20 protein-coding genes are annotated in these 22,922 nt (G+C 67.4%); 2 read left to right on the forward strand and 18 right to left on the reverse strand.

What is annotated here, in order from left to right; genetic code table 11:
• Nucleotides 1-296: 296 nt before the first annotated feature.
• From tuf to rpsL, 4 genes are all read right to left on the reverse strand, one after another.
• Nucleotides 297-1,487 carry an elongation factor Tu gene (tuf, locus tag G4X40_RS02970; protein WP_277830063.1) on the reverse strand — a complete coding sequence of 397 codons (1,191 nt, stop codon included), beginning with the start codon at nucleotides 1,485-1,487 and terminating at the stop codon, nucleotides 297-299.
• A 123-nt stretch (nucleotides 1,488-1,610) separates the two neighbouring features.
• Nucleotides 1,611-3,713: an elongation factor G gene (gene fusA, locus G4X40_RS02975; protein ID WP_277830065.1), complete on the reverse strand. Its 2,103-nt coding sequence runs from the start codon at nucleotides 3,711-3,713 to the stop codon at nucleotides 1,611-1,613.
• A gap of 154 nt (nucleotides 3,714-3,867) precedes the next feature.
• Nucleotides 3,868-4,338, reverse strand: a complete 471-nt coding sequence (gene rpsG / locus G4X40_RS02980; RefSeq protein ID WP_005518273.1) for a 30S ribosomal protein S7 — start codon at nucleotides 4,336-4,338, stop codon at nucleotides 3,868-3,870.
• Nucleotides 4,338-4,712, reverse strand: coding sequence for a 30S ribosomal protein S12 (gene rpsL / locus G4X40_RS02985; protein ID WP_277830066.1), 375 nt, complete (start codon nucleotides 4,710-4,712; stop codon nucleotides 4,338-4,340). The genes rpsG and rpsL overlap by 1 nt, the downstream gene beginning before the upstream one ends.
• Before the next feature lie 321 nt (nucleotides 4,713-5,033).
• Here rpsL and G4X40_RS02990 point away from each other — a divergent pair, with 321 nt between their 5' ends.
• Both G4X40_RS02990 and G4X40_RS02995 read left to right on the forward strand, forming a co-directional pair.
• Nucleotides 5,034-5,705 carry a cysteine hydrolase family protein gene (locus G4X40_RS02990; protein WP_277830067.1) on the forward strand — a complete coding sequence of 224 codons (672 nt, stop codon included), beginning with the start codon at nucleotides 5,034-5,036 and terminating at the stop codon, nucleotides 5,703-5,705.
• An 11-nt stretch (nucleotides 5,706-5,716) separates the two neighbouring features.
• The gene (locus G4X40_RS02995; protein WP_277830068.1) at nucleotides 5,717-6,298 is read left to right on the forward strand and encodes a hypothetical protein; all 582 of its coding nucleotides are present in this window, start codon (nucleotides 5,717-5,719) and stop codon (nucleotides 6,296-6,298) included.
• A gap of 23 nt (nucleotides 6,299-6,321) precedes the next feature.
• Here G4X40_RS02995 and G4X40_RS03000 read toward each other — a convergent pair whose 3' ends face one another.
• The 14 genes from G4X40_RS03000 to G4X40_RS03065 all read right to left on the reverse strand — a co-directional run bounded on the left by G4X40_RS03000 (nucleotide 6,322) and on the right by G4X40_RS03065 (nucleotide 22,915).
• On the reverse strand, nucleotides 6,322-6,729 hold the full coding sequence (locus tag G4X40_RS03000; RefSeq protein ID WP_277830069.1) for a type II toxin-antitoxin system PemK/MazF family toxin: 408 nt from the start codon (nucleotides 6,727-6,729) through the stop codon (nucleotides 6,322-6,324).
• The gene (locus G4X40_RS03005) at nucleotides 6,669-6,887 is read right to left on the reverse strand and encodes a ribbon-helix-helix domain-containing protein (protein WP_277830070.1); all 219 of its coding nucleotides are present in this window, start codon (nucleotides 6,885-6,887) and stop codon (nucleotides 6,669-6,671) included. The genes G4X40_RS03000 and G4X40_RS03005 overlap by 61 nt, the downstream gene beginning before the upstream one ends.
• A 10-nt stretch (nucleotides 6,888-6,897) precedes the next feature.
• Entirely contained in the window at nucleotides 6,898-7,815 is a 918-nt protein-coding gene (locus tag G4X40_RS03010; protein WP_277830071.1) for a ribokinase, read from the reverse strand.
• Nucleotides 7,812-10,217, reverse strand: a complete 2,406-nt coding sequence (locus G4X40_RS03015; protein WP_277830072.1) for a serine/threonine-protein kinase — start codon at nucleotides 10,215-10,217, stop codon at nucleotides 7,812-7,814. The genes G4X40_RS03010 and G4X40_RS03015 overlap by 4 nt, the downstream gene beginning before the upstream one ends.
• A 60-nt stretch (nucleotides 10,218-10,277) precedes the next feature.
• Complete coding sequence (locus tag G4X40_RS03020) at nucleotides 10,278-11,699, reverse strand: wax ester/triacylglycerol synthase domain-containing protein (protein WP_277830073.1); 1,422 nt, start codon at nucleotides 11,697-11,699, stop codon at nucleotides 10,278-10,280.
• A gap of 374 nt (nucleotides 11,700-12,073) precedes the next feature.
• Nucleotides 12,074-13,504: a wax ester/triacylglycerol synthase domain-containing protein gene (locus G4X40_RS03025; protein ID WP_277830074.1), complete on the reverse strand. Its 1,431-nt coding sequence runs from the start codon at nucleotides 13,502-13,504 to the stop codon at nucleotides 12,074-12,076.
• A 77-nt stretch (nucleotides 13,505-13,581) separates the two neighbouring features.
• Complete coding sequence (locus G4X40_RS03030) at nucleotides 13,582-14,463, reverse strand: glycosyltransferase family 2 protein (protein WP_277830075.1); 882 nt, start codon at nucleotides 14,461-14,463, stop codon at nucleotides 13,582-13,584.
• Between the two features lie 5 nt (nucleotides 14,464-14,468).
• The gene (locus G4X40_RS03035) at nucleotides 14,469-15,362 is read right to left on the reverse strand and encodes a glycosyltransferase family 2 protein (RefSeq protein WP_277830076.1); all 894 of its coding nucleotides are present in this window, start codon (nucleotides 15,360-15,362) and stop codon (nucleotides 14,469-14,471) included.
• Between the two features lie 239 nt (nucleotides 15,363-15,601).
• On the reverse strand, nucleotides 15,602-17,029 hold the full coding sequence (locus G4X40_RS03040; RefSeq protein WP_277830077.1) for a wax ester/triacylglycerol synthase domain-containing protein: 1,428 nt from the start codon (nucleotides 17,027-17,029) through the stop codon (nucleotides 15,602-15,604).
• 139 nt (nucleotides 17,030-17,168) lie between these two features.
• Nucleotides 17,169-18,086, reverse strand: a complete 918-nt coding sequence (locus G4X40_RS03045) for a glycosyltransferase (RefSeq protein ID WP_277830078.1) — start codon at nucleotides 18,084-18,086, stop codon at nucleotides 17,169-17,171.
• Between the two features lie 67 nt (nucleotides 18,087-18,153).
• Nucleotides 18,154-18,759: a TetR/AcrR family transcriptional regulator gene (locus G4X40_RS03050; RefSeq protein ID WP_277830079.1), complete on the reverse strand. Its 606-nt coding sequence runs from the start codon at nucleotides 18,757-18,759 to the stop codon at nucleotides 18,154-18,156.
• A gap of 65 nt (nucleotides 18,760-18,824) precedes the next feature.
• Nucleotides 18,825-19,616 (reverse strand): enoyl-CoA hydratase family protein, encoded by a 792-nt coding sequence (locus G4X40_RS03055; protein WP_277830080.1) that lies wholly within the window; start codon nucleotides 19,614-19,616, stop codon nucleotides 18,825-18,827.
• Between the two features lie 114 nt (nucleotides 19,617-19,730).
• The gene (locus G4X40_RS03060; RefSeq protein ID WP_277830081.1) at nucleotides 19,731-20,891 is read right to left on the reverse strand and encodes an acyl-CoA dehydrogenase family protein; all 1,161 of its coding nucleotides are present in this window, start codon (nucleotides 20,889-20,891) and stop codon (nucleotides 19,731-19,733) included.
• Nucleotides 20,888-22,915 carry an acetyl/propionyl/methylcrotonyl-CoA carboxylase subunit alpha gene (locus G4X40_RS03065; RefSeq protein WP_277830082.1) on the reverse strand — a complete coding sequence of 676 codons (2,028 nt, stop codon included), beginning with the start codon at nucleotides 22,913-22,915 and terminating at the stop codon, nucleotides 20,888-20,890. Before G4X40_RS03065 ends, G4X40_RS03060 begins: the two co-directional genes overlap by 4 nt.
• Nucleotides 22,916-22,922: the final 7 nt, after the last annotated feature.

The raw sequence follows: 22,922 nt of genomic DNA on the forward strand, positions 1-22,922 counted from the left end.
AAACACAAACAAATGAGCCGTCACTGCCTACCCCCGACGACTGTGCAGATCGTCGTTCGGGCCGACACTACGCGGCGGCTCAGACACGAACCCGATGGAACTTGGCGCGCCCCTCTCAATGTGTGTTGCTTCGTTACACAAACTGGTGACCGACGGACAATATTTCTATCGACCCGCCGCGACTTCAAGTTACAGCTGAGTAGCCGGCGGCTGACCCGGAAAGTCTAGCCGCTGCACGACGAAGCGGCGCCGCCCCTGGAGACCAGGGCCGACGCCGCCTCGGGTACTGCTGGGTCTTACTTGATGATCTTCGTCACGCGACCGGCGCCGACGGTGCGGCCACCCTCACGGATGGCGAACCGCAGGCCCTCGTCCATGGCGACCGGCTGGATCAGCACGACGGACATCTCGGTGTTGTCACCGGGCATGACCATCTCGGTGCCCTCGGGCAGGGTCACGACGCCCGTCACGTCCGTGGTACGGAAGTAGAACTGCGGGCGGTAGTTGTTGAAGAACGGGGTGTGGCGGCCGCCCTCGTCCTTCGACAGGATGTACGCCTGGCCCTCGAACTCCGTGTGCGGGGTGGTGGTGCCGGGCTTGACGACGACCTGGCCGCGCTCGACGTCCTCGCGCTTGATGCCACGGACCAGCAGACCGACGTTGTCGCCGGCCTGTCCCTGGTCGAGCAGCTTGCGGAACATCTCGATGCCGGTGACCGTGGTCTTGGTGGTCGTCGGGCGGATGCCGACGATCTCGACTTCCTCGTTCACGTTGACGATGCCGCGCTCGATACGACCGGTGACGACGGTGCCACGACCGGTGATGGTGAACACGTCCTCGATCGGCATGAGGAAGGGCTTCTCGGTCTCGCGGACCGGGTCCGGGATCGAGTCGTCGACGGCCTGCATGAGCTCGACGATGGAGTTGACCCACTTCTCGTCGCCCTCGAGCGCCTTGAGCGCCGAGACCTTGACGACGGGGGCTTCCTCGTCGAATTCCTGCGCGGCCAGCAGCTCGCGGACCTCCATCTCGACGAGCTCGAGGATCTCCTCGTCGTCGACCATGTCCGACTTGTTCAGCGCGACCAGGATGTAGGGCACGCCGACCTGACGGGCGAGCAGCACGTGCTCGCGGGTCTGCGGCATCGGGCCGTCGGTGGCCGCCACGACCAGGATCGCGCCGTCCATCTGCGCCGCGCCGGTGATCATGTTCTTGATGTAGTCGGCGTGACCCGGGGCGTCGACGTGCGCGTAGTGGCGCTTGTCGGTCTGGTACTCCACGTGGGAGATGTTGATCGTGATGCCGCGCTGCTTCTCTTCGGGCGCCTTGTCGATCTGATCGAACGCAAAGCTCTCGTTGAGATCCGGGTACTTGTCGGCCAGAACCTTGGTGATGGCCGCGGTCAGCGTGGTCTTGCCGTGGTCAACGTGACCGATGGTCCCGATGTTGACGTGCGGCTTCGTCCGCTCGAACTTCGCCTTCGCCACTGGATGTCCTCCTGGACTAGTTGTGCTTGCTGTGTGCAGCAGTGCGGTTGGTTGGTACTTCGTATCGTGCAGGCCGGCGGATGTCGGTCCGCTGACCCAGGCGTCCGCTCGGACGCCCGGAGATCACTCCCCGGTCGCCTTCGCGATGATTTCCTTCGAGACGTTCGACGGAACCTCTGCGTAGGAATCGAACACCATGGAGAAGTTCGCCCGGCCCTGGGTCTTCGACCGCAGGTCACCGATGTAGCCGAACATCTCCGAGAGCGGAACCAGCGCCTTCACGACACGGGCACCACTGCGTTCCTCCATGGCCTGGATCTGACCACGGCGGGAGTTCAGGTCGCCGATCACTTCACCCATGTAGTCCTCGGGCGTGGTGACCTCGACGGCCATCAGCGGCTCGAGGATCACCGGACCGGCCTTGCGCGCGGCCTCCTTCAGCGCCTGCGAACCGGCGATCTTGAAGGCCATTTCCGACGAGTCGACGTCGTGGTAGGCGCCGTCGAGCAGCGTCACCTTCAGGTTCACCAGCGGGTAGCCGGCGAGCACGCCGTACTGCATGGCGTCCTGGGCGCCGGCGTCGACCGACGGGATGTACTCGCGCGGGACGCGGCCACCGGTGACCTTGTTCTCGAACTCGTAGGTCGCGCCGTCCTCGCCCTGGAAGGGCGCGAGGGCGATGATGACCTTCGCGAACTGGCCCGATCCACCGGTCTGCTTCTTGTGGGTGAACTCGAGCTTCTCGACGGTCTTGGTGATCGTCTCGCGGTAGGCCACCTGCGGCTTGCCGACGTTCGCCTCGACCTTGAACTCGCGCTTCATGCGGTCCACGAGGATGTCGAGGTGGAGCTCGCCCATGCCGCCGATGACGGTCTGGCCGGTCTCCTCGTCGAGCTCGACGGAGAAGGTCGGGTCCTCTTCGGCCAGCTTCTGGATCGCGACGCCCAGCTTCTCCTGGTCCGACTTGGTCTTCGGCTCGATGGAGACCTGGATGACCGGGTCCGGGAAGGTCATGGACTCGAGCACGATCGGGGCGTCCTGCGCGCACAGGGTGTCACCGGTCGTGGTGTCCTTCAGACCGATGAACGCGTAGATGTGGCCTGCCACGGCCTCGTCGACCGGGTTCTCCTTGTTGGCGTGCATCTGGAACAGCTTGCCGACGCGCTCCTTCTTGCCCTTGGTGGCGTTGAGCACCTGGGCACCCGGCGCGACCTGGCCCGAGTAGACACGCACGAAGGTCAGCTTGCCGAAGAAGGGGTGCGCCGCAATCTTGAAGGCCAGGGCCGAGAACGGCTCTTCCTTGCTCGGCTTGCGGGTGATCGTCTCTTCTTCGTTGTTCAGGACGTGGCCCTCGACCTCGCCGATGTCCAGCGGGTTCGGCAGGTAGTCGATGACCGCGTCGAGCATGGGCTGCACGCCCTTGTTCTTGAACGCGGAGCCGCACAGCACCGGGTACAGCTCGGAGGCGACCGTCATCTTGCGGATGGCGCCCTTGATCTCCTCGACGGTGAGCTCCTCGCCGCCGAAGTACTTCTCCATCAGCGCCTCGTCGGACTCGGCGACGGTCTCGAGCAGCTTCTCGCGGTACTCGGCGGCCTTGTCGGCGAGGTCGGCGGGGATTTCCTCGATGGTCGGCTCGGCGCCGATCTCGACGACGCCGCGCCAGGTGATGGCCTTCATCTCGACGAGGTCGACGACGCCGTCGAAGTCGTCCTCGGCGCCGATCGGCAGCTGCAGGACGAGCGGCTTCGCGCCGAGGCGATCGATGATGGTCTGCACGGTGAAGTAGAAGTCCGCGCCCATCTTGTCCATCTTGTTGACGAAGCAGATGCGCGGAACGTCGTACTTGGCGGCCTGGCGCCAGACCTGCTCGGACTGGGGCTCGACGCCTTCCTTGCCGTCGAACACGGCGACGGCACCGTCCAGCACGCGGAGCGAGCGCTCGACCTCGACGGTGAAGTCGACGTGGCCGGGGGTGTCGATGATGTTGATCTGGTTCTTGTTCCAGAAGCAGGTCACCGCGGCGGAGGTGATGGTGATACCACGCTCCTTCTCCTGCTCCATCCAGTCCGTCGTCGACGCGCCGTCGTGCGTCTCACCGATCTTGTAGTTGACACCGGTGTAGAACAGGATGCGCTCGGTGGTGGTGGTCTTGCCGGCATCGATGTGCGCCATGATGCCGATGTTGCGGACCTTGTTCAGGTCGGTCAGCACTTCCTGTGCCACAGGTCTCGTCCTCGCTCGTCGCTTGTGAGGTTGGTGGCCGCTTCGGGCCGATGGTTGCAGTTGCGCCGCCGACACTCCGAGAATCCGGAGGCCCCCGACGCAGTGAGAACGTCAGGCCGAGGCGGAAGGTGCCCGCACTCGGCCTGACGTCAACTCACCAGCGGTAGTGCGCGAAGGCCTTGTTGGCCTCTGCCATCTTGTGCGTGTCCTCGCGACGCTTCACCGAAGCGCCGAGGCCGTTGCTGGCGTCGAGGAGCTCGTTGGCGAGACGCTCGACCATCGTCTTCTCACGACGGGCGCGCGAGAAGGTCACCAGCCAGCGCAGGGCCAGCGTGGTGGAGCGGCCCGGACGGACCTCGACCGGCACCTGGTAGGTGGCGCCACCGACACGGCGGCTGCGCACCTCGAGGGCCGGCTTGACGTTGTCCAGCGCACGCTTGAGGGTGACGACCGGATCGGTGCCGGTCTTCTCGCGAGCCTGCTCGAGGGCGCCGTAGACGATGCGCTCGGCGGTGGACTTCTTGCCGTCCAGGAGGATCTTGTTGACCAGCTGCGTCACCAGCGGCGAACCGTAGACCGGGTCGGCGACGAGGGGGCGCTTGGGAGCGGGGCCCTTACGTGGCATTAGCTCTTCTCCTTCTTGGCGCCGTAGCGGCTGCGGGCCTGCTTGCGGTTCTTGACACCCTGGGTGTCGAGCGAGCCGCGGATGATCTTGTAGCGCACACCCGGGAGGTCCTTCACACGACCGCCGCGCACGAGCACCATCGAGTGCTCCTGCAGGTTGTGACCCTCACCGGGGATGTAGGCGGTGACCTCGACCGAGCTCGTGAGCTTCACACGCGCGACCTTACGGAGCGCCGAGTTCGGCTTCTTCGGGGTCGTGGTGTAGACGCGGGTGCAGACGCCGCGCCGCTGCGGGCTGCCCTTGAGCGCTGCAGTCTTCTGCTTCGCGGGCTTGTCGCGGCGGCCCTTGCGGACCAGCTGGTTGATGGTTGGCATGTACCGGCTTTCTCTGTTCAGCTTGCTCTGGGCAAACCTGGCTGTTGTGTAGTTGAGGATCAAGCAGTTGGGGCGAGGAAGCTGCCGCCCCGCACCCGCGCCTACCCCGAGGTCGGGTGTGTCGCATACCCCAGCGTTGGGAGCCAGATGCGCATCCGGAGAAGCGGAGCACGCACGGTTCGACGCCGCACAGGCACACAAATCGTCCCGATCGAGTCGGGCACGACCGTCTACGATACCGGTCGGCGTGCCCCGCGGTCAAAGCGGGCCGCAGGTGCTATGTGCGCGCACACTGGGACTGTCATCAGCAGGGGGTTCGCCATGTTCAGCTGGACCGATGTCACCGACTCCTACACGGTGCCACAGTTCGACCACTCCGCGCTCGTGTTGATCGATGTGCAACGCGATTTCCTCGACGGCGGTGCGCTGCCGGTCGCCGGCACCAGCGAGCGACTGCCCCAGATGCGGATGCTGGTCGAGGCGTTCCGCGCGGCCGGGCACCCGATCGTGCACGTCGTGCGCCTGTACGACGGGGACGACGTCGCGCTGCTGCCGGACCTGCCCCGGCGGGCGACCATCGCGGCGGGCGCGCCGATCGTGCGGCCGGGCAGCGCGGGCTCGCAGATCGCGACCGAGCTGCTGCCGGCCGGGTCGCCGGATCTGGACACGGACCTGCTGCGCAGCGGTCACCTGCAGCCGCTGGGCGACGGCGAGTTCGCGATGTTCAAGCCCCGCTGGGACGCGTTCACCCGCACTCACCTCGACGGGTTCCTGCGGTCCGCCGGGGTCAGCACCGTGGTGATCGCCGGCTGCAACTTCCCGAACTGTCCGCGGGCGAGCATCTACGGCGCGAGCAACCACGACTTCCGGACGCTGGTCGCCGCGGATGCGATCTCGGGCGCGACAGCGGAGCGGTTGGCCGAGTTGCGGACGCTGGGCGTGCCACACGCCGAGTCCGCGGAGATCGTCGCCGCACTGCGCGGGGACGCCTAGGGTCGAGCGGTATGCGGTGGCGATACGCGGCGGTGGCGGGGCTGGCCGGGCTGAGCCTGGTCGCCGGGTGCGCGTCCGACGGCGGCTCGACCGCCGCGAGTGCCACCTCGAGCGCTGCGCCGTCCACCGCGAACGCAACGGCCGCTCATGCCTCGGCGCCGATCGTCACGACGCCCGTACCGCCTCCGCCCGACCCGTTCGCCGGGCCGTCGCAGGACGTGAACGCCGCGGTCGTCGCCGGCCGCTACTCGTTCACCTCCCCCGACGGCGCATTCCGCTGCGCGATCGTCAGCGCCTCCGGGGCGCACGCCGGAGGCGCGACCTGCCAGGGCACCACGGCCCCGATCCCGCCGCGCCCGGCCACCTGCGCCGTCGCGCAGCCGTGGGGCGACGGGATGCAGGTCGACGACAGCGGCAGGGTCGGCTACCTGTGCGGCACGCTGCCGCCGGCCGAGAGCGCGCCGATCGTGGCGGACAGCGTGATCCACGCACTGGGGTTCACCTGCGTGGCGCATGCCGGATCGACGTACTGCCGCGACGACGTGTCCGAGCACGGGTTCCGGATCGCGCCGGATTCACACGCGGTGTTCTGAACCAGCTCGCAACGCAGTACGGATCACAGGTCGAGGTGAATGCGCATCGCGTCATCCAGGGCGTCCATCAGCGATGCCGGCACATGCCCCAAGACAGGGCCGACTCGACCCAGCGACACCGCTCGAACCTGTTCTGCCTGGGCTTTCGAATCGACCCGCAACCCGACTTCATCTGCGGGTAGCAGCACTTGGAAGGGGTAGACGCGGTCGATGTTGCTGGTGATCGGCACCACGGTCACGACACCTCTGCCCAACCGCTCGGCGGCCGTGTTGGCCCGTTCATTGCTGACGATCACCGCTGGGCGACGCTTATTCGCCTCACTCCCACGCACCGGGTCGAAGTCGACGGCGCAGATCTCTCCGCGGCGCACTACTCGAGCCCGTCGCCGCTGACCGCATCCCAGACGTCGCCGTCGCCGGCGGACTCCCATTCGGCCCAAGCATCCGCATAGTCCTGCTCCAGCCCCGCCTGGCGAAGCCCGCGAATTGCAGCGTGAATCGCCGCAGACCGAGACTTGTAGAGGCCCCGGCGCACGCGGTCGTCGATCAACGCCACATCATCGTCCGGCAGACTCACACTGACTTTCATACCAATTAGGCTACTTTGAGTCATACCCCAATGCCACCATCACAACCTGACTCGCCGTCGGATAGGACGCCTGCGCGCCCACACGGGTGGCGGCGATCGCGCCGACCAGCGCCGCGAACCGGGCCGCGTCGACCAACCGGTCCCCTGCCGCGAGGCGGTGGGCAAGCGCCCCGGTGAAGGCGTCGCCGCAACCCGTGGTGTCGACCACCTCGACCGGCACCGCCGGGACCGTGGTGACCGCCCCGGCGTCGAGCACCACAGCGCCGTCGCCGCCGAGCGTCACGACCGCGCGGTCGATGCCGCGTCCGGACAGGCTGCGGCGCACGGCTTCCCAGTCGCCGTCGACCCGGCCCCAGCCGAGAAACCGTGCGGCCTCGTGTTCGTTGACCAGCAGCACGTCGGTCAGCCGAAGCAACTCGTCCGGTACCGCCGCATACGGCGACAGGTTCAGGACCACCGCCGCGCCGGACTCGTGGCCGCGGCGCGCCGCGGCCAGCACGGTCTCCATCGGCACCTCCAAGGCCAGGCACAGCACCGCCGCGCCCTCGAACACCGCCGCGGGCAGATGCGCGGGCGTGAGCTGCGCGTTCGCCCCGGGTGAGAGCACGATGGTGTTCTCGCCGGCCCGGTCCACGGTGATCACGGCGACCCCGGTGGCGACGCCGTCGAGCGATTCGACCGCGGTCGCGACGCCGGCCCGACGGGTCCGTTCGAGCAGGAAGCGGCCGTGCGCATCGGAGCCGACCGCGCCGACCAGCACGACCGACGCGCCGAGCAACGCGGCCGCCGCGGCCTGGTTGGAGCTCTTGCCGCCGGCCTCGGTCACCAGGTCCGTGCCGGTGACGGTCTCGCCCGCGGCGGGCAGTCGCGCGGTGCGGACCACCAGGTCGGCGTTGAGGGAGCCGACGACCAGTACCCGGCCCGTCACCGCGCCCGCCAGCGGTGGGTGAACTGACGGCGCATCTGCTCGGCCTTCTGCAACGCGGACTTGGCCGGCCCGGCGCGGTCGAGCACGTCGTTGGCCCAGCCGACCGCCGTCTGCAGTTCCGGCCGCGAGCCGACGACCTGGGCGGGCAGCTTGCCGACGATCCCCAGCAGGGTCGAGACCTGCGATTGCTCGATCAGCTCACCCTTGCCGGCCGCGACCAGTTCCGCGGCCAGGTCCTCGTCGCCGGCGGCCAGCGCATGGTCGACGGCCTCGCTGAGGTGGCCGTTCGCCGCGAACCAGTCGGCGGCCGTCCGGTGCAGTCGCCGCAACCGCTCCGGGTCCTCGCGCTCGAGCCGGCGGCGCAGGAACTGGGCGAACAGGTGGTGGTAGCGGAACCAGCTGCGGTCGGCGTCGACGGGACGCAGGAACAGGTCCCGGGCCTCGACCTCGTCGAGCAGCGCCTGCCCGTCGGACGCGCCGGACAGCGCCGAGGCGAGGTCGCCGCAGATGCGGTCGGTGACCGCGGTGTCCAGCAGGAACTCCAGCAGGCTCGGCTCCAGCGAGTCCAGCACGTTCTCGGTGAGGTACTCGCCGATCGCGAAGTGCCCGCCGGTCAGGTGCCCGAGCAGCTCGGCCGCGTTGGACTGGCCGCGCAGCGACAGCGCCGTCAGCTGCATCGCCGCGACCCAGCCGTCGGTGACCGTGACGACCGCGTCGGCCTCCTCCGTGGTGAGCGACAGCCCCGGCACGCCGGCGAGGAACTCCCGCGCCTCGGCGTCGTCGAAACGCAGTTCCTGCGCGTCGATCTCGACCAGGTCGTCGCGCACCCGCATCCGTCCGAGCGGCAGCCGTGAGCGCGACCGTCCGACCACCACGAGCCGCAGCCGGTCGTGGCTGTTGTCGAGCAGGAACTCCAGCGCGGCGGCGGTGGCGTCGGAGTCGACGAGCTGCCAGTCGTCGATCACCACCGTCAGCCGCTCGCCGGTCTCCTCGACCTCGTCGATGAGCGCCGAGATCACCTCACGGACCGCGTCGTCGCCGTGCTGCTCGAGGACCGCTTCCAGCTCGCCGGCCAGCTGCGGCCGGACCGCGCGGATGGCCTCGATCAGGTGGACCAGGAACCAGGTGACGTTGTTGTCGTCGCGGTCGGCGGTCAGCCAGGCGACGCCGACACCGTCGCCGGCGAGCGCGTCGCTCCACTGCGCAGCAAGCGTGGTCTTGCCGAAGCCGGTCGGCCCGTGGATCAACGCCAGCCGGCGGCCGCCCCCCTCGGCGAGGTCCTCGATCAGGCGGTCGCGAGGCACCAGCCGGCGGGTCGGCGCCGGTGGCCGGAACCGTGTGGCGGGGGCGGCCGGCGTGTGCATGGCGGCGATGCGGCGGCTGGTCCGCCCGGTCCGGTGCGCGGGCGGGTGAGCACCCGCAGTCGGGCGGGCCGGCACGGCCATCGTGGGCTGGCACGCTCCGCCGGTATCGGGCGCCGACGTCTCCGGCGGCGCGACCGACTCCGGGACCGGAAGCTCGTCGACGGGCAGGTCCAGCTCCCGCTGCGCCTGCCGCAGCAGCTCGCCGAAGGCGGCCGCGGACGGTGGCCGGCTCTCCGGGTCCCGCGCCATGGCGGCCTCGATCGCGACAGACAGCGCGTCGGGCAACCCGTCCCCGCGCAGGTCGGGCAGCGGGTCGCGGGTGATGCGCAGGAACTGGGCGACGACCTGCTCGCCGCTGTGCCGCTCATAGGCGGCATGCCCGGTGACCGCCGCGAACAGTGTGGCACCCAGGCTGTAGACGTCGGCGGCCGCCGTGGACTGCTGCCCCTGCAGCACCTCCGGGGCGGTGAAGGCCGGCGAGCCGCTGATCATGCCGGAGGTGGTCTCGAAGCCGCCGGCGACGCGGGCGATGCCGAAATCGGTCAGCTGCGGCTCGCCGTAGTCGGTGACCAAGATGTTCGCGGGCTTGACGTCGCGGTGCAGCATGCCCAGCCGGTGCGCGGTCTCCAGGGCGCCCGCGATCTTCACCCCGACCGACAGGGCCGCGCCCGCCGTGAGCGGCCCCTTCGTCCGGATCTTCTCCTCGAGCGAGCCGCGGGAGTGGTACTGCATGACGATGAACGGCCGCCCGGAGTCGGTGACGCCCGCCTGGTACACGTTGACGATGTTGGGGTGCCCGGACAGCCGGCCCATCGCGTGTTCCTCGCGGACGAACCGCTCGAGGTTCTCCTCGTCGAGTTCCGTCGTGAGGACCTTGATCGCGACCGTGCGGTCGAGCGAGGGCTGGCGGGCCCGGTAGACAACGCCGAATCCACCGCGGCCGATCTCTGTGATGTCGGCATAGCCGAGCGCAGCGAGTTCCCGCGTGATCGACGTGCTGCGATCACGCTCCCCCGCCGACGGATCCGAATCGGTCATCGCTCACCCGGGTAGGCGTCTCGTCTGCATCAGATGCCCCGAGGATAGCCCGGGCGGCCGTCAGATAGTGGCTCCGACAGCCTCGGCGAGGTCGTCGAACGCCTGGCTGAGCAGTTCGGCATACCGCCGCGTATCCGGCATGACCTCACGGTCGACGGAGAACGCGACCGTGAGCCGGTCGTCGACAGACGAAACGAAATGGTTCAGCATCTCCATGTCGCCGATGGCGAGCACTCCGAACGCGTCGACGAGCGGGGCACCACAGAACTGCAGGTCCGGGTTGCCGCGCGGGACGTTGGAGATCATCGTGTTGCCGAGTGCGACGGTCTTCCCTGGCTGCCGCCTCGCCGCGGCCTTGCCTGCAAGGCGGACCATGAACGCCGGCACCGAGTCGGCGATCTGCCCGAGACGTACGACCTTTTCGTGCCTTTGGCGACGCTTCTCCGATTGCGCGGACGCATGGATTCGACGGAGCCGTTCGCGGGGATCGGAAATGTCCGTATGCAGGTCCACCGACATCAGCGAAAACTGGTTTGCGGCGTCAAGGTTGCGATCGGAATTTCGCCACGACATCGGGACCGTCGCGCCGAGAGTATCGTCGGGTCGCTCCCCGATCTCCTCCAGGTAGGAGCCCAGCGCGAGCGAGATCGCAGCCATGGCGGCGTCGTTCACCGTGGCGTCGTCAACTGCGGATCCGATCGCGCGCACTGTATTCAGATCGGTGGCGACAACCCCTACCGTCGCTTTGCCGGAATATGCTCCATTGAACCGTGTAGCCGGCCAATTCTGGGTCGGGGCCTGCAGTTCGCCCCGCCTGCCGGCATCGGCTACGCCGCGAGACGCGACAACGCCCTTCGCCATGCCGGTCATAAACCGCAGGAGCGCCCACGGCAGTTTCAGCGCGGCAGCCGACAGGAGTCGCCACCCGGCAGTCCTCGAGGCTTGATCGGAGAGCGCGGACGATGGGCACTCGTCAGCAAACAGGCCCTTGCCCAGATCAACTGTCCGAACGCCGTCACCTGCCGAATGATGGAACGTGAGGACTGCGGCCGTCATACTCGCGGGCATGCCCGCAACTCCGTGAATCCCAGTGACGATCTGCATTCGCCACGGCGGCCGCCCGAGATCAATTGGCATTTCCAACGCTGCGGCAACGGCCCCCTCGACAGGGCGCCAACCGGACTCGCCGGCGACGTCGACCGTGATGTGATCGGATACCCGGAAGTCACGGTCGTCCACCCACACCGGAAAATCCAGATCAAGGGGAAGCCGCATCAATTTTCGCCGAAAGATCGGATCGCAGCCGATCCGACTGGACAGCCAGTCGGTGACCATCTGCACATCAACCGACTCTCCATCTTCGACCGTTGCGTCAAATAGCCAAACATCGACGACATTCGGTATGTTCACGAGGTTTTCCGCATATACATGTGCGGCGTCCGTCATCTGAAGCCGGTCAATCTTGCCGATAGATTGCAGCATATGCATCAGCAGAATTCCCGTAGATCAGTAATGGCCACACCCGAGCAAATCCGAGCAAAATCACACGGTAGCGTCGACAGTGAATTCATTCATTCGATAGTAAACGAGTGAAACTCTAATCCCAACCGGACTTAAGTCCAATTCAAACCCATGGAACGGACCGATAGTTCAGAGACGATTTGCGACTCATCCACTGAAATTGGCATGCCATCACAGCACTGGGCATGAGGTCATAATTTAAGCGCGAATCCGCAAACTGTTCTCAATAGAAGTCATCACATGCGGTGGCCCGCCACAGTGATTCGGCACACCCCGTAACCGGACTTGCCTACCGTCGGCCCAGCACCGCGCCCGGACAAGCCGTCCATACCACGCTATTTCAACACCTCAGCAGACCCGCCGAACTGCGCAAACGCGTCCGCAAGCAAGCCGGCATACCGATCCACGTCCGGCATGGCGGCCAGATCGGCCGACACCGTCAGGGTGAGTGACTCACCAATCGAGGCGATCATGTGGCTCAGTGCCATCCCCCGGTCGAGCAGCGGAAGACAACTGATCGCGACGACCGTGGCATCGCCCAGCGCCAAGCCAGGCGCTTCCCGCATATAGTTCGACACCGTGGTGTTGGACAACTGCACCGTCGTCGCGGCGGGACGGCTTCGACGCTCCAGCCAAGCCGCGCTTCGCGCGACCCATGCCGGCGTCGCCGCGGCACAATCCATCGACTCGACGAACGGCGACAATTCCTTGCGTGCCTTCTCCGATCGGACAGAATCATTGATCGCTTTGAGCCGCAGGACTGGATCCTCGACGTCGGTATGAAGGTCGACGATCATCGGCGTGAAGTTGTTCGCCGAGCCGGATGAGCGCAGACCGCGCATCGATTTCGGAACCATGGCGGCCAGGGAATCCTCCGGAAGCTCACGCTCCTTGATGAGGTACTCACGGAGGGCACCAGCAACCACCGCAAGCATCACATCGTTCACCGTCACATCACCGACAGCGGTCCGCACGTCACGCACCTCGGCCATGTCGAAGGTGACCACGGCGATTCCGCGACCCGAGGACAGCTTTCCGTTGAACCGTGTCCGGGGCCTTGTCGGCTGTGGCGCAACCACTTCGCCGGCCTCGACGGCGGCCTGGGCGTCGACTCGCAACTTGGCGAGCCGCTTCTTCGCCTCGGTGTAGTCCCGCCACTGATGCGGAACGCTCGTAAGAGCGTTCCGCAGGGACCGCCTCGCTGTCCCCACCCCCGGCATCCCGAGAGGATCGCCCTCAACCCGCGAATCCAGGAGCACCCGGGCAACGTCGGCGCCACCGATCCCGTCGCACGCACTGTGATGGATCTTCACCGCGAGTGCGCTCGCACCGTCCGGAAGGCCGTCGACACCGCGGATCCCATGGAGTAGGTGCACCTCCCACGGGGCTTTGCCCAGGTCGAGTCGCCTTGCCGCGATCCCGGCCAGACGCCCTCGCAACGGCTCCCAGCCATTTCCCTTGACCTCGGACACGAAGACATGTTCGCCAAGGTCGAAATCAGTGGCGAGAACCCAAGCGGGACTGTCGATCTCGAACGGCCACCTTCGCAGCCGATGCGTGAGAATCGGCGCCTGCGCCAGCCGATCGCCGATCCAACGGCAGAGCTCAGGTCGACTCATCTGATCATCGCCCAATCGCGCAGTATCAAGAAAGTAGACGTTCACCGTCGCCTGCGTCGCCTGGTCGGTCTCGTGGTAGACGAACGCCGTATCCAACGCCGAGAGCGAATAGCATCCACCCGCTTCGGTATCTGCCCGGTCTGCCATGAACGCCCCCATCTGTGTTCGACTACAAACCAACGGCCGAATTCACCCGCCTGGCCGTGTTGGACTAATGGGAGGTATCAAGCCCGCCCGATGATGCGGTCTTCTTCACTGCGGAAGAGTTGTTTGAAGGACTTGCGCCCCGTTTCCACGTCGAACGCCCGGGTGGGCAACCATGTCCACAGGTGGACCAGGCGGTTGGACCAGACCACCCCGTAACTGGCTCGCGCCTGCTTCAGGTCACCGTGTGCGCGATACGTGCGCGGCAACTGCGCCATGTATGCCCCGTACGAGAACGGGTTCGTGCGGAAGCGCCGAGCAGACGTCTCCGCCCACATGTCGGCCGAGACTCCGATGGTGAAACCTGCCTTGCGCACGCAGATCGACAGATCGAGGTCGTCATAGATGTCGGTCCTCTCGGAGACCAGGCCCCTCACCGCCTGCCAGCCATCCCTGGTGATGGCCATGTTCCCACCCGGGGCCATCTGCACGTCGTAAACGGCCCTACCGCCGGGGTTCCGCTTCGCCAGGCCGGCCTCGAGTTCTTTGAGCTTGCCCTTCTCGAACTTCTCGCGATACGGCGAGTCGTAGGGAATGAGCGGGCCGGTGACCGCGCCGACCTGGACCGGTGCAGATGCGAAGAAGTCCCGCAATGCGCGCGCCCAACCCGGTCTCGCGAACGTGTCGGCGTCCAGGCGCGCGATGACTGTCGACCTCGCAGCGTCGAAGCCTGCTCTGCGCGCGTAAAACACTCCAGGTCGATTCTCGGCGATGATCCTGATCTTCGGTTCTCGCGTCTGAATCTCCCGAACCACCTCGGCGGTGGCATCCGTGGAGTTGTTGTCGACCACGACGATCTCATCGATCTCGCCGATCTGCGCCAGCAAGCATTCAAGGGTGCGCCCGATACGCTCTTGCTCGTTGTACGCAGGGATGACCACCGAGACGGTAAGCGGTTTCACAGCGGCTACCGCTCCGCTGCAGTCGGGACAGGAAGATCTTTGCGTTTAGCGAAGATATTCTTCAGCGAAGACCGTTTCGTCTCGTGGTCGTACGCACGATTCGGAATCAGAAATGCCAGATACATCAGCCGGTTCGTCCAAATCGCTATCCGACTCACCCGCGCGGACTTGCGGTCGCCGTGGACCAGGTAGGTGGTCCGCAGGTGCCCTGTATATCGCCAGAAGGACAGCGGACCGGTAACGAAGCGCCGGCCCGAGACCTTCGCCGACATCCCGATGATGCAGGCCATCTTGAGACCTGCATCCCGGATGCACAGCGAGAGGTCGAGGTCTTCGTAGATGTCGGGTCGGGTGCTCAGCGAACTCCGCACCGCAGCCCAGGCTTCGCGGCGCAGAGCCATGTTCGGACCGCGCACGCTGGCCACCCCGACGGCCCCGCGCGGGTCATCGGACACGGCCATCCGCTGCGCGACCTCGCGGGTTTGGGCGCGCTCGAACAATCGTCGATAGAGCGGAGTCGAGTCGAACGGGGTCACCGGACCGGTTCCCGCGGCGACCTCCGAAGGAGCATTCCGGAAGTACTGGGTGACGGCGGCCGCCCACCCCGGCTCGACCAGTGTGTCCGCATCAATCCTGGCGATGACGTCGTACTTCGCGGCATCGATGCCTGTATTGCGCGCCGGGATCAGTCCCGGCGACAACTCTTCGACTATTTGAATTCTGGAGCACTCGGACTGCATCTTCCGCACGATCTGCGCGGTGCCGTCGGTCGAATTGTTGTCGACGACGACGATCTCACCGATATCGTCGATCTGGGCAATCAGTCGCTCAAGGCAATCCGTGATTACATCTTGCTCGTTGTAGACGGGGATGACGACAGAGAGAAGCTGATCGTTCACCGACGCAACTTAACATTACGGTCACAGCGCAGCCACCGGTCGAATAATCAATATTGTCGGAATTAATCCGACTATCAGTCCACCAATGGCGCTACTTCTGATCACAGCGTCCGTCGAGGCTGCTCCACAAACCGACTCCACCAGGGACTCGACAGGACAACTTGCCGAAACGTGAGTCCAGTTCATAGCAATGTCATCCTGGTGATGTGAGGCACGTCATCACCGACTGAACGCTCGGTTCAGGCAGGCACGCCGCCTACTCCGCGAACGACACCACTGCCGCGCGCCAGTTGCGCGAACGAATGGCGCAGTAGTCGCATGTACTCGTCCAACTCCGGCATCGCGTCACGATCGACCGTGACAGCTACCGTCAACTGATGCGCCATGGACGCGATGAAGTGGCTCAAGGCAGCGCGATCGGCGACGGGCAGTACCCCAAAGGCATCGAGCGCCGTCGCACCACAGAAGTACAGGTCGTCGCCGTCGCCGCGAGCCACATTCGAGACCAGCGTGTTTCCCCCCGCGATCTCCACTGCGGCGCGGGCCGCAACGTCACGGGCGTCGGCCTTCATGGCCGCCTTAAGGTACGGCGCCGGCACTTCACCCAACACGGATTCCGTCCGCAACACCGCCGGATGCTCCAATCGGCGCTTCTCGGCTCGGGTGGACAAGTACACCTCGTGCAGCCGCTGCAGCGGGTCCGCAACATCCGTGTGCAGGTTCACCGACAGCACCACGAATTGGTTGCCAGCATCGGACGACTGCAGCGACCGGACCGAGCGCGGTACCCGTGCGCCGAGCGACACGTCAGGAAGTTCGCCCGTCTCGCTCAGGTACGCGCGCAGCGCGCCGCCGATCACCGAGAGCACCACGTCGTTCACCGTCGCACCCGGTACCGCTGCCCGGATCGAGTCGACCGCCGCGATGTCGAACCGCACCCGCTCGATCGCGGTGCCGGACGTCAGCATCCGATTGAATCGAGTGACGGGCCAGCTTCGCTGCGGCGGCACGACCTCGCCTCGGTCTGCAGCCTCGGCAATGGTCCGGGTGTCCTTGCGCAGTTGCGTCAGTCCGGAGGCAAGTCGGACAGCGTTCGCCGGCGAGCGCCGCACCGCGCTGCCGAGCATTCGGGTGCGCGAGGCCACGGCCGTCGCATCTGCAGCCCCCTCGTCATCTACGGACTCCCCCGCGAACAAGGCACGGGCAAGCCCCACCGTGGCCGTCGCGTCGCCGACGCAATGGTGGAACTTCAACACGGCGACGGCGGCCCCGTCCGGGATGCCGTCGACCCCGGCCACGCCGGTGATCACGTGCAGTTCCCAGGGTGGGCGGTTCAACGACACGGGACCGTCGACGATCTCGCCCAGCAACTCACTCAGCATGTCCCAGCCGACGCCGGTGAACCGCGACAGCGAGACGTGGGCCTCGAGGTCGAAAGACGGATCGAAATCCCAGTACGGATAGTCCAAGTCGCCGGGAACGCGGCGCAGGCGCTGCCGGAAGATCGGTACGATCGCGATCCGTGCCGACAGCCATTCGAGCACTGCGGCGTGCGTCAGCCGCGCGCCCGAGGTGTCGAACACGTAGACATCGATGATCTTGCTTTGCGCGCCGAGTTCTTCGGCATAGATGTGTACGGCATCCGCCGCACGCAGTTGTGTGGCCATCCCGACGGCTTTCCTCTCAGCAGCCCGACAGTGCTGATACAGCGCCTCGCACGGCGCACGCTAAGCCATGGTGCCTGCGCGTGCACGGACCCTGCACGCAGAGTTGTGGCAGATCACAACGATGGTGCAGGTGTGACGCTCAGTCCTCCGATGCCGTCGGATCTGCGCCGCCACCCGACGTGGGGATCACCAGATCTTCGCGGCTCGCGAAGACGTTCCCCAGCGAGAACTTGCCGGCCTCCGCGTCATAGGCCCGGTTCGGCAGCCAATAGAACAGGTACATGGTCCGGTTCGTCCACATCTCGCGGCGACTGGCCCGGGCACGCTTCTTGCTGCCGTGCGCCTTCCAGGTCCGCGGCAGTTGCGCGGTGTACTCCCAGTAGGACTTGCGGCTTGTCAGGAACCGGCGGCCGGACACGTCGGCGCGCATGTCCACGACCCCTGCGAGCCGGTAGCCGGCCTTCTGGACGCACAGCGCGAAGTCGAGGTCTTCGTAGACATACGGCTCCGTGGTCAGGTCGCCGCAGATCTGCTGCCACACCGACTTGCGGAAGGCCATGTTCGGCCCGCGCACGGCCTCGATCCCATAGATTGCGTGCTCATCCCCGGTTTCGGCCAGGATCCGCTCGATCGCCGCATCCTGCGCGCTCACGAAGTTGTCCCGGAAACTCGGCGGGGTGTCGTACGGGACCAGCGGGCCGGTGACCGCGCCGACGTCCTCGGGCGCCTCCGCGAAATAGTCCGTGATCGACGCGGCCCAACCCTCGTGCACCATCGTGTCCGCATCTATCCGGCCGATGATCTCCGACGTGGCCGCGTCCACGCCGGCGTTCCGTGCCGCGATCAGTCCCTGCGTCCGCTCCTTGATCAGCTTCAGCTTCGGCGACCGCGCCAGCATCGAGGTGACGATCTCCGCGGTGTCGTCCGTCGAGTTGTTGTCGACCACGATGATCTCGTCGATGCGGTCGATCTGATCGAACAGGCACTCCAGCGTCTCGGCGATGACCTTGGCCTCGTTGTGCGCCGGAACAACGACCGACAATGTAGGCACACTCACCGCGCGAAAGTATCAGGTCGCCTGGTCGGCGCCCCTGTCGAGGACCGTCCCGCGAGCACGCCGTCCGTCACCGCACCCGCTCGCCCAGCGCGCCGTCGAGCGTCGCTGCCCACTGCCGCACGATCTGTTTGCGGCGGGCCGAGTCGTCGGTGAGCACGTCCGCCAGGCCCAGCCCGCGCCCCATGTCCAGCGTGGCCTGCACCAGCCGGTGCACCACCGGATCCGCGTCGTCGACGCCGAGCAGTTCGATCGCGGTGCGGTGCGCGACCCGGCCGAACTTCGCCTCCAACGGCACCACCCGCTCGCGCAGCGCCGGGTCCGCGGCCGCCGCCGTCCACACCTGCAGCGCGGCCTTGAACAGCGTGCCGGTGAAATAGTCGAGCAGGCGGTCGACGACCGCCTCGGTGCGCCCCTCGCCCTCCGGCAGCGCCGTCGCCTCATCCATGGCCAGCGCCATCCGATGGTCGAACATGTAGTCCAGCGCGGCGGTGATCAGGTCCTCGCGGGTCGGGAAGTGGTGCTGCGCCGCGCCGCGCGACACCCCCGCCCGCTCCGCGACCACGGCCACCGTCGTCGCGGTCCAGCCGCGCTCGGCCAGACAGTCGATGGTCGCCTCGAGCAGACGCTGCCGGGTGGCCCGGCTGCGGTCCTGTTTCGGCTCGCGCGACGTCATCGACCTGTTCCTCCGTTACCTCACAGCGCCCGACCTCATAGGGCCCGACCTCACCGGGCCAAGCCTCACTGGGCCCAGCTGGGCCGGCGCTTCTGCAGAAAGGCCATCATCCCTTCCATGGCCTCGGGCGTTCCGAACAGCCTCGCCGACTGCGCGGCCAGCCCCTCCGCCCGCTCGTCGAACGCCGCCAGCGTCGCCGCGGTGGTCAGCGCCTTCGACTCGGCCAGGCCCTGCGGCGAGCCCAGCCGCAGCTGCTCCACGATCCCGGCGGTCACCTCGACGGCATCGTCGGCGGCCACAGTGACCAGCCCCAGCCGCTCGGCCTCGGCCGGACCGAACTTCTCGCCGGTCAGGAAATAGCGGCTCGCCGCCCGCGAGGTCAGCCGCGGCAGCACGGTCAGCGAGATGATCGACGCCGCCAGCCCCAGCCGCGCCTCGGTCAGCGCGAACGTGCACTTCGGGCCCGCGACGACGATGTCGCACGCCCCGACCAGCCCCATCCCACCGGCGCGCACGTGCCCGTCGATGCGCCCGACCACCGGCTTGGGCAGTTCGACGATCGAGCGCAGCAGGGTCGTCATCGCCTGGGTCCGCTCGGCCGCCAGCTGCGCCGGATCGGCAGCGCCTGCGCCCGCAGCCGCCTCCGCCAGATCTGCACCGGCGCAGAATGTTCCGCCGGTGTGGGTGAGCACGACCGCGCGCACCGCCGGGTCGACGGCCGCCTCGGTCAGGCCCTGGCTGAACTCGGCAACCAGCCGGGTGGAGATCGCGTTGCGGTTGTGCGGGGAGTCGAGCGTGAGCGTCGCGACGCCGCCGTCGACGGCGTAGCGGACGTAGGGTCCTGCCGGTGTGGTCATGGGCGCCTCCCGGTGCCGAAGTAGCTGCGCCTTTCCGCACACAAATCGAGTCGACTCCGCATAAACCGCGGTTTCAGCGCGACTTGTGTCGGAGAAAGCGCATGGGGTGGGTGATCAATACGACCGCGGCAGCCCGAGACTGTGCTGCGCGACGAAGTTGAGGATCATCTCGCGGCTGACCGGGGCGATCCGGGCGATGCGGGCCGCGCCGAGCATCGCCGCCAGCCCGGTCTCGGCCATCAACCCCGACCCGCCGTGGGTCTGCACCGCCCGGTCCAGCGCAGCGATGCTGGCCTCGGCGGCGGCATACTTGGCCATGTTCGCCGCCTCGGCCGCGCCCATGTCGTCGCCGCTGTCGTAGAGCGTGGCGGCCTTCTGCATCATCACCTTGGCCAGCTCGAGCTCGATCTTGATCTGCGCCAACGGATGCGCGATGCCCTGGTGCGCGCCGATCGGCGTCTTCCACACCTGCCGCTCGCGGGCGTACTCGACCGCGCGGTCGAGCGCGTAGCGGCCCATGCCGACGGCCATCGCCGAGCCGAGAATCCGCTCGGGGTTCAGCCCTGCGAACAACTGCATCAGCGCCGCGTCCTCGCGGCCGACCAGCGCGTCGGCGGGCAACCGCACGTCGTCGAGAAACAGCGTGAACTGGTGGTCCGGCTCGACGATGTCCATGTCCATCTGCTGCTGAACGAAGTTCGGCGTGTCGGTGGGGACGATGAACAACGCCGGCTTGAGCTTGCCGGTCTTGTGGTCCTCGGTGCGCGCGACGATCAGCACCGCGTCGGCCTGGTCGACGCCGGAGATGAAGACCTTCTGACCGTGCAGGATCCAGTCTGCGCCGTCGCGCCGGGCGGTGGTGGTGATCTGGTGCGAGTTCGAGCCGGCATCGGGCTCGGTGATGCCGAACGCCATGATCTTCGAGCCGTCGGCCAGCCCCGGCAGCCAGGCGTCCTTCTGCGCGTCGGTGCCGTACTTGGCGATGATCGTGCCGCAGATCGCCGGGGAGACGACGACCAGCAGCAGCCCGGCCCCCTTCGCGGCGAGCTCCTCCTGCACCAGCGCCAGCTCGTAGATGCCGGCCCCGCCGCCGCCGTACTCCTCGGGCAGGTTGACGCCCAGGAAGCCGAGCTTGCCGGCCTCGCTCCACAATTCGGTCAGCGGCTCGCCCGCACGCGCCTTGGGCAGCACGTAGTCGCGGTAGTTGTAACGATCCCCCAACGAGGCGACCGCCGCGCGCAATTCCTGCTGGGTGTCGGTCTCGATGAAACTCATTGCTGCCCCTCACCTTCCACCAGCGCGAGTACCGCGCCGACCTCGACCTGCTGTCCGACAATCACATTCAGTTCGGTGAGCACACCCGCTGCGGGCGCCGCGATGGTGTGCTCCATCTTCATCGCCTCGAGCCACAGGATCGGCTGACCGGCCTGCACCCGGTCGCCCGCCGCGGCGCCGAGCCGGATCACGCTGCCGGGCATCGGCGCGAGCAGCGAACCCTCCGCGATCTGACCGGCTGGGTCGACGAACCGCGGCTGCCGGACCAGCGACACCGGGCCCAGCGGCGAGTCCACGCACACGAGCCCGCCGTAGACGGCGACCTCGAAGCGGCGGCGCACCACCCCCCGGTCGCCACCGATGTCGAGCACGACGGCATCCGGGCTCACCGACACCACGGCGACGTCGCCGAAGTCATCGACCGCGATGCCCGTGCGGGTGGTGCGGTAGCGCACCTCGATGTCGCGCTCGTCGCGGGTGCGGTAGGTCTTCGACTGCGACTGCGCGGGTAGGTTGCGCCAGCCGCCGGGCAGTCCGCGGTTCACGTGCGCGCCGCGCCGGTTGACGTCGGCGGCCGCGAGTGCCGCGGCCAACGCCGACAGATCGGTCGCCCGCTCCGAGGCCAGCGGGGCGGCCAGCGTGTCCAGACCGTGCCGGTCGAAGAAGGCGGTGTCGGTGTCGCCGGCGAGGAACGAGGGGTGCCTCAGTACGTGCACCAGCAGGTCGCGATTGGTGACCAACCCGTGCAGTTCGGCCCGCGCCAGCGCGTTCGCCAGCAGGTGCGCCGCCTCGGTCCGGTTCGGCGCGTACGAGATCACCTTCGCGAGCATCGGGTCGTAGAAGATGCTCACCTCGGCGCCGTCGTCGACGCCCGAGTCCAGTCGCACGCCCGGCGCATCCAGTACACCGAAATCGATAGCGGCGCCGGGGAAGTCGATCCGATCGAGTCGGCCCGACTGCGGCCGCCAGTCGTGTGCGGGATCCTCCGCGTACAGGCGGACCTCGATCGAGTGACCACGCAGCGGCGGCTGGTGCTCGGGCAGCGGGTGCCCGCCCGCGACCTGCAGCTGCATCCGAACCAGGTCCAGCCCGGTGGTGTTCTCGGTGACCGGGTGCTCGACCTGCAGCCGGGTGTTCATCTCCAGGAAGAAGAACTCACCCTGCTCGTTCGCGAGGAACTCGACGGTCCCGGCGCCCTCGTAGCCGATGGCCTCCGCCGCGACCTTCGCTGCCGCGAACAGCCGCTCGCGCATGAACCCGCCGGCCGCCTCGATCCTCTCGACCAGCGGTGACGGCGCCTCCTCGACGACCTTCTGGTGCCGACGCTGGATGGAGCACTCGCGCTCCCCGACCGCCCACACAGTGCCGTGCCGGTCGGCCATGATCTGCACCTCGATGTGCCGGCCGGTCTCGATGTAGCGCTCGCAGAACACCGTCGGGTCACCGAACGCCGACTGCGCCTCCCGGCGGGCCGCCTCGAGCTGTCCGGGCAGCTCCGCGAGGTCGCGCACCACGCGCATGCCGCGGCCGCCACCGCCGGCCGATGCCTTGATCAGCACCGGCAGTTCGGCATCGGTGATCGCCGCCGGATCCAGCTGGTCGAGCACCGGGACCCCGGCGTCGGCCATCAGCTTCTTCGACTCGACCTTCGATCCCATCAGCTCGATCGCCTTGACCGGCGGACCGATCCAGGTGAGCCCGGCGTCGAGCACAGCCTGCGCGAATTCGGCGTTCTCGGAGAGGAAGCCGTAACCGGGGTGCACCGCATCGGCGCCGGCCGCGTGGGCCGCCGCGACCAGCAGGTCGCTGCGCAGGTACGTCTCGGCCGGGGCCCGGCCGGGCAGCCGGACCGCGCCGTCGGCCTCGGCGACGTGCGGTGCGTGCGTGTCGGGATCGGAGAACACCGCGGTGGTGGCCACACCCATGCGGCGGGCCGTCGCGAACACGCGTCGCGCGATCTCGCCGCGGTTGGCGACCAGGACGTTGGTGATCTGCGGGGTGTCGGTCGCAGGAGAATCAGACATGGCTCGC

This window comes from Speluncibacter jeojiensis, assembly GCF_029589495.1.
GTDB lineage: Bacteria > Actinomycetota > Actinomycetes > Mycobacteriales > Mycobacteriaceae > Speluncibacter > Speluncibacter jeojiensis.

What these genes read in the sequence shown, in the direction of transcription:
- rpsG (WP_005518273.1), bottom strand. Translation starts at nt 4,338, where the DNA reads ATGCCACGTAAGGGCCCCGCTCCCAAGCGCCCCCTCGTCGCCGACCCG.
- rpsL (WP_277830066.1), bottom strand. Translation starts at nt 4,712, where the DNA reads ATGCCAACCATCAACCAGCTGGTCCGCAAGGGCCGCCGCGACAAGCCC.
- G4X40_RS02990 (WP_277830067.1), top strand. Translation starts at nt 5,034, where the DNA reads ATGTTCAGCTGGACCGATGTCACCGACTCCTACACGGTGCCACAGTTC.
- G4X40_RS02995 (WP_277830068.1), top strand. Translation starts at nt 5,717, where the DNA reads ATGCGGTGGCGATACGCGGCGGTGGCGGGGCTGGCCGGGCTGAGCCTG.
- G4X40_RS03000 (WP_277830069.1), bottom strand. Translation starts at nt 6,729, where the DNA reads ATGGGAGTCCGCCGGCGACGGCGACGTCTGGGATGCGGTCAGCGGCGA.
- G4X40_RS03005 (WP_277830070.1), bottom strand. Translation starts at nt 6,887, where the DNA reads ATGAAAGTCAGTGTGAGTCTGCCGGACGATGATGTGGCGTTGATCGAC.
- G4X40_RS03015 (WP_277830072.1), bottom strand. Translation starts at nt 10,217, where the DNA reads ATGACCGATTCGGATCCGTCGGCGGGGGAGCGTGATCGCAGCACGTCG.
- G4X40_RS03020 (WP_277830073.1), bottom strand. Translation starts at nt 11,699, where the DNA reads ATGCTGCAATCTATCGGCAAGATTGACCGGCTTCAGATGACGGACGCC.
- G4X40_RS03025 (WP_277830074.1), bottom strand. Translation starts at nt 13,504, where the DNA reads ATGGCAGACCGGGCAGATACCGAAGCGGGTGGATGCTATTCGCTCTCG.
- G4X40_RS03040 (WP_277830077.1), bottom strand. Translation starts at nt 17,029, where the DNA reads ATGGCCACACAACTGCGTGCGGCGGATGCCGTACACATCTATGCCGAA.
- G4X40_RS03050 (WP_277830079.1), bottom strand. Translation starts at nt 18,759, where the DNA reads ATGACGTCGCGCGAGCCGAAACAGGACCGCAGCCGGGCCACCCGGCAG.
- G4X40_RS03055 (WP_277830080.1), bottom strand. Translation starts at nt 19,616, where the DNA reads ATGACCACACCGGCAGGACCCTACGTCCGCTACGCCGTCGACGGCGGC.
- G4X40_RS03060 (WP_277830081.1), bottom strand. Translation starts at nt 20,891, where the DNA reads ATGAGTTTCATCGAGACCGACACCCAGCAGGAATTGCGCGCGGCGGTC.
- G4X40_RS03065 (WP_277830082.1), bottom strand. Translation starts at nt 22,915, where the DNA reads ATGTCTGATTCTCCTGCGACCGACACCCCGCAGATCACCAACGTCCTG.